The organism is Paracoccus nototheniae, assembly GCF_004335005.1.
Taxonomy (GTDB): Bacteria; Pseudomonadota; Alphaproteobacteria; order Rhodobacterales; family Rhodobacteraceae; genus Paracoccus; species Paracoccus nototheniae.
Genome location: NZ_RQRT01000001.1, coordinates 85111 through 99680, shown reverse-complemented (window position 1 = coordinate 99680; position 14570 = coordinate 85111). Strand labels below are relative to the sequence as shown.

At 66.2% G+C, this 14570-nt stretch carries 13 protein-coding genes; all 13 read right to left on the bottom strand.

What is annotated here, in order from left to right; translation table 11 throughout:
* Positions 1-96: 96 nt before the first annotated feature.
* The 13 genes from EG885_RS00455 to EG885_RS00395 all read right to left on the bottom strand — a co-directional run bounded on the left by EG885_RS00455 (position 97) and on the right by EG885_RS00395 (position 14557).
* Positions 97-1845, bottom strand: a complete 1749-nt coding sequence (locus EG885_RS00455; protein WP_131572499.1) for an ABC transporter ATP-binding protein — start codon at positions 1843-1845, stop codon at positions 97-99.
* Positions 1842-2801 carry an acetamidase/formamidase family protein gene (locus EG885_RS00450; protein WP_131572498.1) on the bottom strand — a complete coding sequence of 320 codons (960 nt, stop codon included), beginning with the start codon at positions 2799-2801 and terminating at the stop codon, positions 1842-1844. The genes EG885_RS00455 and EG885_RS00450 overlap by 4 nt, the downstream gene beginning before the upstream one ends.
* Before the next feature lie 4 nt (positions 2802-2805).
* Positions 2806-4425 carry an ABC transporter substrate-binding protein gene (locus tag EG885_RS00445; protein ID WP_131572497.1) on the bottom strand — a complete coding sequence of 540 codons (1620 nt, stop codon included), beginning with the start codon at positions 4423-4425 and terminating at the stop codon, positions 2806-2808.
* 30 nt (positions 4426-4455) lie between these two features.
* The gene (locus EG885_RS00440; RefSeq protein ID WP_131572496.1) at positions 4456-5376 is read right to left on the bottom strand and encodes an ABC transporter permease; all 921 of its coding nucleotides are present in this window, start codon (positions 5374-5376) and stop codon (positions 4456-4458) included.
* On the bottom strand, positions 5376-6269 hold the full coding sequence (locus EG885_RS00435; RefSeq protein ID WP_131572495.1) for an ABC transporter permease: 894 nt from the start codon (positions 6267-6269) through the stop codon (positions 5376-5378). Before EG885_RS00435 ends, EG885_RS00440 begins: the two co-directional genes overlap by 1 nt.
* A complete protein-coding gene (locus EG885_RS00430) occupies positions 6262-6855 on the bottom strand; it encodes an ANTAR domain-containing response regulator (protein ID WP_131572494.1) in 594 nt (197 codons plus the stop codon). Before EG885_RS00430 ends, EG885_RS00435 begins: the two co-directional genes overlap by 8 nt.
* Entirely contained in the window at positions 6852-7976 is a 1125-nt protein-coding gene (locus EG885_RS00425) for a transporter substrate-binding protein (RefSeq protein WP_131572493.1), read from the bottom strand. Before EG885_RS00425 ends, EG885_RS00430 begins: the two co-directional genes overlap by 4 nt.
* 228 nt (positions 7977-8204) lie before the next feature.
* Entirely contained in the window at positions 8205-9005 is an 801-nt protein-coding gene (locus tag EG885_RS00420) for a phosphodiesterase (protein WP_131572492.1), read from the bottom strand.
* A gap of 67 nt (positions 9006-9072) precedes the next feature.
* The gene (locus EG885_RS00415) at positions 9073-10356 is read right to left on the bottom strand and encodes an ABC transporter substrate-binding protein (protein ID WP_131572491.1); all 1284 of its coding nucleotides are present in this window, start codon (positions 10354-10356) and stop codon (positions 9073-9075) included.
* A gap of 23 nt (positions 10357-10379) precedes the next feature.
* Positions 10380-11192 (bottom strand): carbohydrate ABC transporter permease, encoded by an 813-nt coding sequence (locus EG885_RS00410; RefSeq protein ID WP_131572490.1) that lies wholly within the window; start codon positions 11190-11192, stop codon positions 10380-10382.
* Complete coding sequence (locus tag EG885_RS00405) at positions 11192-12082, bottom strand: carbohydrate ABC transporter permease (RefSeq protein WP_131572489.1); 891 nt, start codon at positions 12080-12082, stop codon at positions 11192-11194. Before EG885_RS00405 ends, EG885_RS00410 begins: the two co-directional genes overlap by 1 nt.
* A complete protein-coding gene (locus EG885_RS00400) occupies positions 12079-13215 on the bottom strand; it encodes an ABC transporter ATP-binding protein (protein WP_131572488.1) in 1137 nt (378 codons plus the stop codon). The genes EG885_RS00405 and EG885_RS00400 overlap by 4 nt, the downstream gene beginning before the upstream one ends.
* A 202-nt stretch (positions 13216-13417) precedes the next feature.
* Positions 13418-14557, bottom strand: coding sequence for an alpha-D-ribose 1-methylphosphonate 5-triphosphate diphosphatase (locus EG885_RS00395; RefSeq protein ID WP_131572487.1), 1140 nt, complete (start codon positions 14555-14557; stop codon positions 13418-13420).
* Positions 14558-14570 lie beyond the last annotated feature (13 nt).

The window sequence follows — 14570 nt, the reverse complement described above, 5'->3', positions numbered from 1 at the left end:
GGAAGACGACAGCCACGCCTCTGTCCGTGACCCGATATCGATGCCCGAGCGCAGAGGGACGGCCGATAACCCTTGGTAGGTCCGCGGGCGGGTGTCTTAGGCCTGTGCAAGCCCCACCAGGTGGCCGCCGCCGATATCGGTCAGCGCGACCCGGATGGCCGGATCGCCGATCCGGCGAACCGGCGATGGCGGCTCGCCTGCCGGGCGCAGATAGGGGCGCCCCTTGCGGGTGGGGTCGGGGATCGGAACCGCATCCAGCAGGCGCTGCGTATAGGGGTGCTGCGGATTGCCAAAGATCTGGTCGCGGGTGCCCATCTCGACGATCTGGCCCAGATACATCACCGCCAGCCGGTCGACGATGTTCTCGACCACCGCCATGTCATGGCTGATGAACAGATAGGACACGCCGAAATCGGTCTTCAGTTCCTGCAACAGGGCCAGAACGCGGGCCTGTACCGACACGTCCAGCGCCGAAACGCTTTCGTCGCAGATGATCAGCCGGGGCCGCAGGGCCAAAGCGCGCGCCACGCAGATGCGCTGGCGCTGCCCACCGCTGAATTCATGCGGATAGCGCGCCATCTGGTCGGGGGTCAGGCCCACGCGGCGGAACAGATCCTCGGTCCGGGCGCGGCGTTCGGCAGGGCTGCCGATGCCGTGGATGACCAGCGGTTCGGCCACCGCATCACCGACCTTCATGCGCGGGTCCAGCGCGGCCATGGGATCCTGAAACACCATCTGGATGTCGCGGCAGATATCCTTGCGGGCCTGCGCGCCCAGATCGGACAGGGTCTGGCCCGCCACGTCGATCCGGCCCTGATGCGGGACCAGACCGGCCAAGGCCTTGGCGATGGTGGATTTGCCGCAGCCGCTTTCGCCGACAAGGCCGAAGGTCTCGCCGGGGCGGATGTCAAAGCTGACGCCGACGGCGGCGTGAACACGGTGGGTCGGACGGCCCAGAAAATTCGCCCCGATGTCGAAATGGACCGAGGTATCCGTCAGCCGCGCCACCGGGACCGCAGCCTCGGGCGGCAGGGGGGCGGCGCGTTCGGCCCCGGCGCCAAGACGGGGCACGGCGGCCAGCAGATCGCGGGTATAGGGCGCGCGCGGGGCGGCAAAGACCTGAGGGGTGGTGCCGTCCTCGACCTTGCGACCGGCCTGCATGATGACCACATGATCGGCGGTTTCGGCCACCACGCCCATGTCATGGGTGATCAGGATGATGGCCGTGCCCGTCTGCGCCTGCAGATCGCGCAGCAGGTCCAGAACCTCTCGCTGCACGGTCACGTCCAGCGCGGTGGTGGGCTCGTCCGCGATCAGCAGCGCGGGGCGCAGGGCCAAGGCCATCGCGATCATCACGCGCTGGCGCATGCCGCCGGACAATTCATGGGGATACTGGCCCATCCGGCGGTCGGGTTCGGGGATGCGGACCTGCCGCAGGGCCTGGATGGCGGCGACCCGTGCCGCCTTGCGCGACAGGAGCTGATGGGCGCGGACCGCCTCGGTCAGCTGGGTGCCGATGGTCTGCACCGGGTTCAGCGAGGTCATCGGTTCCTGAAAGATCATCGCCACCCGCGACCCGCGCAGGGGGCGCATCTGACCCTCGGACAGGCGGGCCAGATCGGTGCCGTCCAGCAGCATCTGCCCCGAGGTGACGGCCACGTTGTTGGGCAACAGCCCCATCAGCGCCAGCGAGGTGATCGACTTGCCCGAACCGCTTTCCCCCGCGATCGCCAGCACCTCGCCCGCGCGCAGATCAAAGCTGAGATCCGAAACCAGAGGGCGCAGCACCCCCCGGTCCCGGACCGACACGGTCAAGCCGCGCACCGACAGCAGCGGTTCGCTCATTCGAAGACCGAGCGCGGGAAATAGAACGACACGACCCAGTTCGGCATATCGACGATTTCCGAGATGCGCAGATCCCCGCAGGTCGAGACCAGCATATAGGCATCGACCGCCGCCATGCCGTGCTGCGCGCACAGCAGATCGACCATCTGTTCCACCGCCTGCCGCGCTCCGGTCATCAGATCGGCGCCGATGCCGGTCGTCACCTCGTATCCTTTGGTATCCAGATGACGCGTGACCGGGCCGGGGGTGGTAAAGCGCGGCATCTTCAGGTTCGCGCCCGTGACCAGATCCAGCGTCAGCATCACGTCCATCGGACTTTCGATGGCGGTGCCGCAGACCTCTCCGTCGCCCTGCGCGGCATGGGTGTCGCCCACCGAAAACAGGGCGCCCGCGACCTCGACCGGCAGATACAGGATCGTGCCCTTGGCGATGTCGCGGATGTCCAGATTGCCGCCCGTGCGGCGCGGCGGCACCACCGAATGCAGGCCCGGTTCCGCCTGCGCCACGCCGATGGTCCCGGCAAAGGGTTTCAGCGGCACCCGGCCATGCTGGCCCCACAGCGCGGGCGCCAGCGTGGCGGCGTCATAGCACCACAGCGTCAGCGCCGGATCGGTGAACTGGTCGGCCAAAAGGCCGAAGCCCGGAATATTGGCTGTCCAGCCCCAGCCCCGCCCGCCATCCCCGCGCGGGGCAAAATCCTCCAGGGTGATCTTCAGCGCATCGCCCGGTTCCGCCCCTTCGACGAAGATCGGACCCGAGACCGGGTTGATCTTGCTGAAATCCAGCGCGGCCACATCGGCCACGCTGCTGGACGGGCCAAGCTGGCCCGCCGATGAATCCTGACAGTGAAACAGGATCGTCGACCCCGGTGCGACGGTCTGAACCGGGGCAATCGCATTGTCCCAGCCAAAATGATGCTGCGCCCCGTGGATCGTGTAATCGCAATTCCTGCACATCGCGTTATTCCGTCACGAAGACATAGTCATAATTGACGGGGATCGAGACCGGATCGACATACAGCGCATCCGCGCCACCCATCCGCGCCGATTTCATCGTATAACGCTGTTCGTTGAAAACCGGCACCCAGGGGGCCTGGGCCATCACGTCCTGATAGACCTGCGACCACAGCTCCAGCCGCTCGGGGGATGCGGGATCGACAAAGCTGTCGGCCTCGGTCGCCGTGGCATCGATCGCCTCGTCGCAGAACTTGGACCAGTTCCAGCCGCCGTCACCCGCGCCCGCGCAGCCCAGAATGGGGCCGTAGAAGTTCGACGGATCGGGGAAATCAGCGATCCACGCCATGCCGCCCGACCAGATCATCGGCGCCTCTCCGGCACCGCCGGCCTCGATCACATTGGCCTGCGCCAGACTGCGGATCTCGACCTCGATGCCGATCTGGGACAGATCCTGCTGGATGGCCTGCGCGATGCGCGGGTTGGGATCGGTGTTCATGACATAAAGTTCGGTGGTGAACCCGTCGGCCAGACCCGCCTCGGCCGGCTTGGCTTTCGCGCCCTCGACATCATAGGGGAAGCCCGCGAACCCTTCGGTATAGCCGGGCATGGAGGGTGGCAGAGGCTGGGTCGCGGGCACGGCGCGGCCGTTGATGACCTGAATGATGCGATCCTTGTTGATCGCCATGTTCACGGCCTCGCGCACGGCCAACTGGTCAAAGGGCGGGGTGTTCACGTTCAGGGTGATATAGCCGGTATGCAGCTGCCCCCCCTCGACCACGCGGGCGGCCTGATCGGGATCGTCCATCACCTCCTGGAACTTGGCGGGGGGGATGCCGTCGCCGGGCACATCCACCTCTCCCTGTTGCAGGCGCAGAAGGGCGACGATGGGTTCCTGTCCCACCTCGAAGGTCACGCCGTCCAGATAGGGCACGCCGTCGCGCCAGTAATCGGCGTTCTTTTCGAACACGACGCGCTGGCCGATGGTCCATTCGGCCAGCGTAAAGGCCCCGGTGCCGACCGGATTGGTGCCGAAATCGGCGCCGAATTCCTCGACCACCTCCTGCGGCACGACGGATGCGAAATTCAGCGCCATGACATGCAGGAAGGTCGCATCGGGGCGCGACAGAGTGATGCGGATGGTCAGGGGGTCCACGACCTCGACGCCGGACAGGCTGTCGGCCTCGCCCGCCGTCACCGCATCATAGCCCGCGATCGACGCGAAGAACCCCGCGCCGGGCGATTGCGTTTCGGGGTTGGTCACGCGGTCCAGCGAGTATTTCACATCCTCGGCCGTCATCTCGCGACCATTGTGGAAGGTGACGCCCTGCCGCAGCGCAAAGGTAAAGACGGTGCCGTCTTCCGACACCTCATAGCTTTCGGCAAGGCCGGGGCGCAGTTCGGTCGTGCCGGGGACGTAATCCATCAGCCCGTCAAACAGCGATTTGATCATCGACCAGTTCTGCCAGTCATAGCCGATGGCCGGATCCAGCGTCGCCACATCGTCCTTATAGGTGACGGTGATCGTGCCGCCGGGCGTGGCCGCCGGATCGGGGGTATAATCCTGCGCCATCGCGGGCAAGGCCAGCGCCGCCAGAAGGGCCGAGGAACAAAGCAGATTTTTCATGGTAAACATCCCTGTTGAAGGTGGACGGTGTCACCGCATCTTGATGCGCGGATCGATGAAGGGTGTGACGATGTCGGCCAGCAGGTTGCCCAGCACGATGGCGGTGGCCGACACCATGGTGACCCCCATGATGACGGGAATGTCGACGCGCTGGATTGCCTGCCATGCCAGCTGGCCGATGCCGGGCCAGCCAAAGACGCTTTCCACCACGACCAGCCCGCCCATGAAGATGCCGATATCGATGCCGATCATGGCGATGATCGGCAGGATCGCATTGGGCAGGGCATGGCGGAACAGGATGCGGCTGCGGGTCAGGCCCTTGGCCCGCGCGGTGCGGATGTAATCCTGGCGCAGAACCTCGATCATCGACGACCGCATCATGCGCGAATACCAGCCCGACCCCATGATCCCCAACGTCACCGCAGGCAGCACCAGATGCGCCGCCGTGCCGTATCCGCCGATGGGAAACCAGCCCAGCTGGACCGCAAAGACATACAAAAGCAGCAGGCCCACCACGAATTGCGGGGCCGAGACCGCGACAAAGCTGGTCACCATCAGCCCCTGATCCAGCGGGCGTCCGCGAAAGATCGCCGCGATCACGCCAAGCGTCAGGCCGATCAGCAACTCGCAGACGATCCCGCCCGCCATCAGCAGCAGCGATGCGGGCAGCCGGGCGGTGATCAGCGACGACACCTCGGTCCGTTGCAGATAGCTGCGGCCCATGTCGCCCTGCACCAGCCCGGCCAGATAGCGCGCGTATTGCACCAGCAGCGGCTGATCCAGACCCAGCTGCTGGCGGATGTTCTCCACGGTCTGCGCGGTAGCCGACCGGCCCGCGATCTGGCGCACCGGATCGGCAGGCAGCACATAGAGCAGCACGAAGGTGATGAAGCTGACCCCCAGCAGGATCATCAGCGCGGCAAAGACGCGGCGGCACAGATATCCGGCCATCAGTCGCGCCCCCTTTGCGTCGGGTCCAGCACGTCGCGCAGTGCGTCGCCGACCAGATTGAAGGCCAGCGCCAGCAACAGGATCGCCGCGCCGGGGATGAAGACCAGCCACGGGGCCGCCTGAAAATAGGTCTGGTTTTCAAAGATGATATTGCCCCAGCTGGGGGTCGGAGGCTGCACGCCCACGCCAAGAAAGCTTAGCGTCGCCTCCAGCAGCACGGTGACAGAAATCCCAAGCGTGCCCCACACGATCAGCGTCGGCACCAGATGCGGCAGGATGTGACGGAACAGGATGCGCGACCCGGATGCGCCAAGCGTGCGCTCGGCGGCGATGAATTCGCGTTCCGCCAGGCTGGTCGTTTCGGTATAGACAACGCGGGCGGTCTGCACCCAGTTCACCAGCGCGATGACCATCGCCACGATCCACAGCGAGGGCTGAAAGATCGCCGCCAGACAGATCGCCAGCAACAGCGCCGGAAAGGCCATCATCAGATCGGTGAACCGCATCAGCACCGCGCCCACCCATCCGCGCAGAAAGCCCGCCGTCAGCCCGACCAGTGTGCCGATGATCAGCGCCGCGCCATTGGCCACCACCCCGATGATCAGCGAGGTGCGCGCCCCGTACAGCATCCGGGCGAACAGATCGCGGCCCAGCAGATCGGTGCCCAACAGAAAATCCCCGCCCGGCGGCATCGGCGCGCCTTGCAGCGTCAGCCCGTCGAACAGCTGTTCGTTCGGGCCATATCGGACGATCCATGGGGCCAGAATGGCGCCCCCGACAACGGCTACGATGATCGCCAGCCCGAACAGCGCCAGCTTGCGCCGCATCAGCCGGCGCAGCACCCCCGCCGGGGCGGCGGGCGCATGCAGGGGAATGGGGGAAGTGTCAGCCATGATCGGCCTCGCGCGTTGGGGCATCCGCCACGATGCGTTCCGCCGCATCCTCAAAACTGATGCGCCAGGCCATCGCCATCGCGCGCAGCTGGTCATAGGCGGCATCCTCGGACCGGCCCCGCGCGGCCAGCAGGGCGACCGCGCGCACCACGGTCTGGCGCTGGCCCAGCCTGCGGCGCAGGCTGTCGATGCGGTCGGCCATCTCGGCGCGCGCATCAAAGGTCGCCCGCGCGATCAGCAGCGCGGAATAGACGCCGCTGGTGCCCACGGGTTTCAGGATCTGCGCATCGGCGCCGAAATTCATCAGCCATTCGATCCGGCCCGGCGCCTCGGACCCGACCAGTGCGATGGTGGGCATGGGCGACTGGCCGGGTGTCCACGGAAACTGATCCTCATGCGCGGTATCGACATCCAGAAACAGGTAATCGGCGCCGCGCGCCGATGCGGGCAGTTCGGGCCAATGCGCCTCGACCCGCAGACCGATCGCCTCGAGCTGGCGGGTCAGGGCTGCGACGGTCGGATGCGGGCGATGCAGGATCGCCGCCCGCGCCCCACCCAGATCGGGGATCTGCAAACGGCGCGTCATGTCACCACCCGCAAAGCCGGGGCCTGGGTCTTGCCCGCGAAGGTCAGATAGGGATCGCCCTCGATCGGGGCGATGGTCTTCAGCGCGACAAAGGCGCCGTCGCGGACCTGCGCGATGACCACCGGCAGGCGGGTGTGATGGGTGCGCGCGCTGATCCCCAGCTGCGCCGCAACGGGAAGCGCCAGCAGCTGCGACAGGGGCAGATCCTCGGCCCCGGGGCGATGCGACAGCAGCCGGGCCAGCATCATGACCGAGGCATGGGCCACGGCCTCGAAGGACGAACCGAAATCCTGCGCCCCGTCACCGCACTGCGGCCCAAGGATCGTGCCGCCCTGCGGCAGGCGGTCACTGCCCCGGAACCACGGCCCGGCGGCGATCAGCCCCTCGGATGCGGGGCCGATCTGGGGCAGTTCGGATTCCGTCAGGTTGCAGGACAGGATTGGGCAATGGCCCGCGCCGAAATACGGATCGCGAACGCGCAGATCGGCCATCGCCGCCAGAAACGCGTATTGCGAGGCGCCGATCAGCTGGTTCAGCACGAAATCGGGGCGCAATGCGGCGATCTCGTCCACGATCCGGGCGACCTCGACCGAGCCGAGCGGCAGATAGCGTTCGCCCAGCACCTCGCCCCCGGCACGGCGCGCGGCCTCGCGCGCAAGGCGGTTCATTTCCCAGCCCCAGATATAGTTCGATCCGGTCAGATAGCTGCCGGTGCCATATTGCGCGAAGGCATGATCCAGCAGCGGCAACAGATGCTGGTTGGGGCAGGCATGGGTATAGACGACGCGGTCGGACGTCTCGAACCCTTCATAGGGGACCGGATACCACAGCGCCCCGTCGCGCCGTTCCAACGAGGGGATGACCTCTTTGCGGCTCCATGATGTCGTGCAGCCGATGACGTGGCGCGCACCGCTGCCCTGCAGGATCTGCTCGCACAAGGGGGCATAGGCATCCACATTGCCCTGAGGATCGCGTTCCACCGCCCGGAAGGCGATGTCGAAGCGGTCGTCGCGATTGACCTGCGCAATGGCCTTCAGGGCGCCAAGACGGCTGGCCCCGCCCATCAGGCTGTACGTCCCCGAACGGGAGAACAGGATGCCAAGGTCGATGCTGCGCTTCAATCGGATGCCCTTAACGAAAAACGCCCCGCTGATCCCCAGGCCAAGGATGGCGCAAAAAGGGGATCGCGGGGCGTGATTGCCGGTTATGTCATCCTCAGACAGCGCGATGTCGGGGCGCCTGTCAAGCCAAAGGCATCGCCGTCGCGCATTTCGGTCCGCGCAAGCCTGATATCAAGGCAAACGCCGCCCTCGCCCCCGGTCAGTCGGCCAGACCTTGGGGGCGGCGGGTCAAGGCCCTTCGCAGATGGGCGCGCGCTCGGTCGGGTGCTGGCCGACCTCGGCGGTATAGGCGCGAAAGCCCTGATCATCGATCAGCAGGATCCGATAGACGGGATTGCCGTCGGTCCACCACGGATCGGGCAGGTCCAGATCGGTGATGAAGCGATGCGTGCAGGACTGCCCCGAGCTATAGGCGATGCCCTCGGGGCTGGTGCCCACCATCGGAATGTGGATATGGCCAAAGACGATATGGCGCACGCCTGCGGGATGCGCCGCCAGCCGGGCCAGCAGCGCCCCGTCATCATGCAGGCTGATGTCGCGGAAATGGCGGATGCCGTCGCGGATCGGCGGATGGTGCACGAACACCGTCACCGGCAGATCGCCCGCGTCTGACAGCGCCGCATCCAGCCATGCCAGCCGGGGGGCGTCATAGACGCCGCCGATCACCCCGGCCCCATGCGTGTCCAGAAACATAAGCCGCCCATGATCGCTGTCGATGACGGACTGGATATGGCCGTCACGGTCACGCGGATGGTCGGGAAAGGCGGCGATGAATTCCGGGCGGCTGTCATGATTGCCCAGCAGCAGCCGCACCGGAAAGGGCAGCGGGGCAAGGATGTCGCGCAGCAGCGCATAGGCCGAGGCGTCGCCGTGGTTGCACAGATCGCCGGTGATCACCAACAGGTCGGCATCGGCATGGCGGGCATGGATGTCGGCGACAGCGGCGCGCAGCCGGACCTCGGGGTCGACGCCATTGGCGGACATGCCGGGTGGCATCAGATGGGTGTCGGTCAGCTGGATGATCTTCATTGCGGTCTCCTGAAACGATATGCGGGGACCATGAGGGCCCCCGCATTCCGGTCCGCCGTGGCGGGGTTTACTGCATCAAGGCGTTGGTCTGTTCGACCAGCTGGGCCAGCCCGTCCCCGGGTGCGACGTCGCCACGCATCACCGTGCCGATGATGTCGCGCTGCGTGCGCCAGATGCGCACGGAATCGCCGCCCGGATAGCCGGCCCAAGGCAGGGACCGTTCGGCCTGCTTCGCTGCCGTCGCGACATTCGGATGCTCGGCGTAATAGGGCGCCAGATAATCCTCGCCCGTGGCGCGCAGGTTGGTGGGCAGATAGCCGGTGATGCGCACGATGATGTTCTGCGCCTCGGGGCCGGTCACCCATTTGATGTAATCCCACGCCGCCTGCTGCTTGGCCGCATCCTGCGTCAGCATCACCGCCGAATTGCCCCCCGTGGGCACGCCGCCCTCGGCGGGGTTGTCCAACGGAAAGGTCGTGGTCACCAGTTCGAACCGGTCGCCGACCAGCCCCTCGATCGTCTGGACATGGGCGGGGGTGGAAAACAGAACCCCGGTCATGCCCGCGCCGAATTGCTGGCGGGCCTGATCCCAGTCAAAGGTGGGGGCGCCGGCCTCGGCCGCCATCTGGCGGATCATGGTCAATGCGTTCAGACCGATTTCATTGTCGAAAGCCACCTGACCGGTCGCGGGGTCCACAAGATCGCCGCCCTGCTGATAGACCATCGCCTGCCACAGCCAGTCATCGGGCCAGCCCGCGATGTCATAGGACATGCCCGCGACGCGCGGATCGGCCTGATGGATCGTCGTGGCCAGCGCGATCAGGTCGGGAAAGGTGGTGGGCATGTTCATCGGATCGCCGCCCGCGGCGCGCACCAGATCCGCATTCACATACATGATCGGCGACGAGGCATTGACCGGCAGCCCGTATTGCACGCCGTCGATCACCCCAAGCGCCGCCATGTTGGGCGAGAAATTCTCGTCCAGAAACGCCTGCCCGCCCTCGGCCTCGATGAAGGGCGCCAGATCGGTGATCTGGCCGCGCGGAGCCAGCGTGTTCACCAGCTCTGCCGTCAGGTTATAGCCCGAGAAATAGACATCGGGCAGGTTGTTCGTCACGGCGGCGCGCAGCACCTGCTGCTGGCCCTCGTTGTAGCCTGCGGCGGGCGCCAGAAAGTTGATCGTCACATCGGGGTTGGCCTTCATGAATTCATCGGCCAGCGGCTGATGGAATTTGGTAAAGCCGGGCAGGTTGTACAGCACCTCCAGCGTGACCTGTTCGGCCATCGCAAGACCGGGCAGGGTCAGGCCGAAAGCCAGCGTGCCGATGGCAAGGCGTCGGGTCAGGGTCATGTCAGTCTCCGGGATAGGGGGTCTTACTTGACCCCGGTCATGGTGATGCCCGCGATGAAGTTTCGCCGGGCCAGCAGAAAGCAGACGATCATCGGGGCCGTGATCATGGCGGCCCCGGCCATCAGTGCGCCGTAATTCGCGCCCGTCTCGACATCCGAGAAGAACAGCATTCCAAGGGGCGGCGGGGCCAGCGCGGTGTCGGACACCACGATCATGGGCCAGTAAAGGTCGTTCCAATGCGCCACGACCGAGAAGACGGCAAAGGCCGCAAGCGACGGCAGCGATCCGCGCAGCACCAGCCGCCAGCAGATCTCCATCTCGGTGAAACCGTCCATGCGAGCGGCCTCGATGATCTCGTCGGGATAGGACCGGAAGGACTGACGGAACAGGAAGATGGCAAAGACCGACAGAAAGAACGGCGCCATCTGCGCGAAATAGGTGTTCAGCAGGTTGGCCTTGGCCAGCCCCACGAACAGCGGCAGGGCCAGCGCCTGCATCGGCACGCACAAAGCCGCGATGACCAGCGCCATCAGCAGATCGCGGCCCGGAAAGCGCAGCTTGGCCAGCGCATAGGCGGCAGGCACCGCCGTCAGCACCTGCACGATCAGGATGCCCGAACAGACGATGACGCCATTCAGCATGAACCGCGCCATCGGCACCGTCCCCGCCGCCTGCGCGTAATTCGCCCCGCCGCTGAAGTTGTCGGGAATGGGCCACAGCGAGATGTCGAAGATCTCGGCCGGGGCCCGGATCGAGGTCAGCACCATCCAGTAGAACGGCAGCAGCATCACGCAGGCGCCAAGCGCCAGCACAAGATGAGGGATGAACCGGACCATCAGTAATGCACCTTGCGTTCCATGCGCAGCGTCTGCCCGATGGACAGGATCAGCACGATCGCCAGAAAGATCAGCGTCAGCGCCGCCGCATAGCCGGTGTTGGAATATTCGAACCCCTCCAGATACAGGGCATAAAGCAGGGTTTCCGACCCCGAGCGGCCCTTGGTCAGCACCGCCACCGTCTCGAACACCTTGAATGCCGAGATCGAGGTGGTGACGACCACGAACATCGTCGTCGGCCCCAGCATCGGCCAGGTCACCGTCAGAAACCGGTCGATGGGGTTGCGGGCACCGTCCAGCCGCGCGGCCTCGTGCAGATCCCTGGGGATGGCGGTCAGGCCCGCCAGAAACAGCACCATGTTGAACCCCAGCACCTGCCAGACACCGATCAGCGCCATGGTCGGGATCAGCAGCGCGGGATTGCCCAGAAAGGACACCGGCTGGAACCCGAACCATGTGATCGCGGCATTCACCGGACCAAGCGAGGGGTGCAGCAGGAACTGCCAGACCGTCGCCATCGCCACCAGCGTGGCGGTCACGGGCAGGAAATACGCCGTCTCCCACAGACCGCGCGACGCCTTGCGGCCATGCACCAGCAAAGCGACGCCAAGCCCCAGAAACACCCCCGCCGGAATGACGATGGCGGCATAGATCGCGGTGTTGGTCAGGGCGCGCATGAACACAGGGTCGTCAAAGGCCGCGGCGAAATTCGCCAGCCCCACAAAGCCCCAGTCCAGCGCACCAAGCCGGTAATCGGTGATGGAAAACCCCGCAAGAACAAGGATCGGCAGGATATAGATCGCCATCAACAGCAGGATGGCGGGCAGCGCGAACAGCAGCCCCGGCGCCACGATGCGCGCACGGGGGGCGGCGATGTCGATGGCGGTCATGCCGCGACCTTTCCGGCCAGGCGCAAGGCCATGCGCTGTCCCTCGGCCCCGAAGAGATGCGCCCGGTCCGGGGCAAAGCGCAGGTGCAGGGCATCTTCGGGCGATATCGTCTGCGCGTCCGAGGCGTTCTGGCGCAGCACCACGGTCTGCCCCTCGTCCGTCATCAGGCGGCAGGTCAGATATCGGTCCGCGCCATGCGTCTCGGCGCGCAGAAGCCGGGCGGGGATGCCGTCGGGGGCCAGGCGCAGATCCTCGGCCCGGATGCCAAGCGTCGCGGGGCCCCGGTCGGCCAGCAGACCGGTCGCTCTCCCGCAGACCGTGACGCGGCCCGATGCGGCGACCTCGGCGGCTAGCAGGTTGATGGTGGGCGATCCGATGAACCGCGCCACCGCCAGCGTCGCAGGCGTGCGGTACAGATCGTCCGGCGTGCCCAGCTGTTCGATCCGCCCGTCGATCATCAGGGCGATCCGGTCGGACATGGTCATCGCTTCGACCTGATCATGGGTGACATAGATGAACGTCGCACCAAGGCGGCGGTGCAGGGCGGCCAGTTCGTCGCGCATATGGGCGCGCAGCTTGGCGTCCAGATTGGACAGCGGCTCGTCCATCAGAAAGGCCGCAGGCTGACGCACCAGCGCACGGGCCAGCGCGACCCGCTGGCGCTGGCCGCCCGACAGCTGGCCTGGCTTGCGGTCCAGAAGATGGGCGATCTGCAACGTCTCGGCAGCCTGCGCGACCTCGGCATTGATCCGGGTCAGCACCGCGCGCGGGGCCAGCACGCGGCCCAGCAGCGGCAGGCGCTGCGTCAAGGTCAGCTGCCGCATCCGCAGCGGCGTGGCGATGTTCTGGCGCACCGTCATATGCGGATAAAGGGCATAGGATTGAAACACCATCGCCAGATTGCGGTCGGACGGGTCGCGCGCCGTCACATCCGTCCCGCCGATCCGGACGGTGCCGCTGTCGGGCGTCTCCAGCCCGGCGATGATGCGCAGCAGCGTCGATTTCCCGCAGCCTGACATGCCGACCAGCGACAGAAACTCGCCCTCGCGCACGGTCAGGTCGATCGTCTGCAACACGCTGGTCTGCGCGAAACTTTTCGAAATTCCCGAGAGATCCACTGATTGCCGCGACATGTCCGCTCCTTTTTCCAAGGAGCGTGTGGCAGTCGATTGTCTCAGGACCGTGCCAGTCTTGTGATCGTTTCAAGACAGATGCGTCTGGTTCATCCTAGGTGGGCACGCGCGTCGCAGGGACGGGACCGAACCATGCGGGCCAGCGCGGTTCAGACCGTCAGAGACCATCATGGCCCGGTCGCAATCGCCTGATTGCAAAACCCTAAAGCCGTTCCCCCTGAACCCAGACCCCGCGCAATGCGCCTGCGGCGCCGACACGGCGGATGCGGATCAGATCGCCCCGGGCGCCCGGGGCGATGCGGCCCCGGTCCTGCAGACCGACGGCATCGGCGGGGGCGGCGGTGACCGTCGACAGGCCCCGCGCCGGGTTGCCCCACAGATCGCCCAGCATCAGCGCCGCCGACAAAAGCGAGGCCGGGACGTAATCCGACGACAGGATGTCCAGCAGATCCGCCCGCGCCAGATCCAGCGCCGCGATGTTCCCGCTGTGCGATCCGCCCCGGATCAGGTTCGGTGCGCCCATCATCACTTTGATGCCGTGATCGCGGCAGGCCTGCGCGGCCTCATGGGTCGTGGGAAATTCGGCGAAATGGCAGCCGTGACCGGCGCTGACCGCGACCTGAGGCGCGGTGGTGTCGTCATGGCTGGCCAGCACTGCGCCATAGCGGCGGGCATGATCGACCGCCGCAGCCTCGTGCGCCGCACCCACGCGGGCGCGCAGGGCCTGCTGATGGGCGACATGGGCGTGAAACTGATCCTCGGACAGGCCTTTCTTGCCGATGACATAGTCGCGCAGCTTGGTGATGTCGCGAAACTGGCGTTCGCCCGGCGTGTGATCCATCAGGCTGACGATGCCGATGCGGTCGGCGGGGCCGAATTTCTGCAATTCCTGCATCAGGGTCTGGGAACAGATCTCGGCCCGCAGATGCAGGAAATGGCTGATCCGCAGAACGCCCTGCGCCCGCAGGTCCAGAATCTCGTCGGCGACGGCGCGGGCATATTCGGTCTCGGCGGCCATATCGCCGGTCACCACCGACCCCACCCGCAGCGCGTCGAAGACGGTGGTGATGCCGACGCTGGCCAGTTCGGCATCATGGGCGATGATCGCGCTGGCATGGGGCCAGTCGACGCCGGGGCGTGGCTGCATGTGGCGTTCCAGATTGTCTGTATGCAGCTCGATCAGGCCGGGCGACAGCAGGTCGCCGTCGCAATCGATGGCGCCTGCGGGGACCGCCCGGCCCTGTCCGATCGCGGCGATGCGGCCATCGCGCAGGACAAGATGGCCGGCCACGACCTCGGACGGCAGGACCAGCATGGCATTGGCAAGGATCGTCTCGGTCATCGGAAAGTCCTGT

Coding starts and splice junctions, on each gene's coding strand:
- EG885_RS00455 (WP_131572499.1), bottom strand. CDS start 1,845: ATGAGCGAACCGCTGCTGTCGGTGCGCGGCTTGACCGTGTCGGTCCGG.
- EG885_RS00450 (WP_131572498.1), bottom strand. CDS start 2,801: ATGTGCAGGAATTGCGATTACACGATCCACGGGGCGCAGCATCATTTT.
- EG885_RS00445 (WP_131572497.1), bottom strand. CDS start 4,425: ATGAAAAATCTGCTTTGTTCCTCGGCCCTTCTGGCGGCGCTGGCCTTG.
- EG885_RS00440 (WP_131572496.1), bottom strand. CDS start 5,376: ATGGCCGGATATCTGTGCCGCCGCGTCTTTGCCGCGCTGATGATCCTG.
- EG885_RS00435 (WP_131572495.1), bottom strand. CDS start 6,269: ATGGCTGACACTTCCCCCATTCCCCTGCATGCGCCCGCCGCCCCGGCG.
- EG885_RS00430 (WP_131572494.1), bottom strand. CDS start 6,855: ATGACGCGCCGTTTGCAGATCCCCGATCTGGGTGGGGCGCGGGCGGCG.
- EG885_RS00420 (WP_131572492.1), bottom strand. CDS start 9,005: ATGAAGATCATCCAGCTGACCGACACCCATCTGATGCCACCCGGCATG.
- EG885_RS00415 (WP_131572491.1), bottom strand. CDS start 10,356: ATGACCCTGACCCGACGCCTTGCCATCGGCACGCTGGCTTTCGGCCTG.
- EG885_RS00410 (WP_131572490.1), bottom strand. CDS start 11,192: ATGGTCCGGTTCATCCCTCATCTTGTGCTGGCGCTTGGCGCCTGCGTG.
- EG885_RS00405 (WP_131572489.1), bottom strand. CDS start 12,082: ATGACCGCCATCGACATCGCCGCCCCCCGTGCGCGCATCGTGGCGCCG.
- EG885_RS00400 (WP_131572488.1), bottom strand. CDS start 13,215: ATGTCGCGGCAATCAGTGGATCTCTCGGGAATTTCGAAAAGTTTCGCG.
- EG885_RS00395 (WP_131572487.1), bottom strand. CDS start 14,557: ATGACCGAGACGATCCTTGCCAATGCCATGCTGGTCCTGCCGTCCGAG.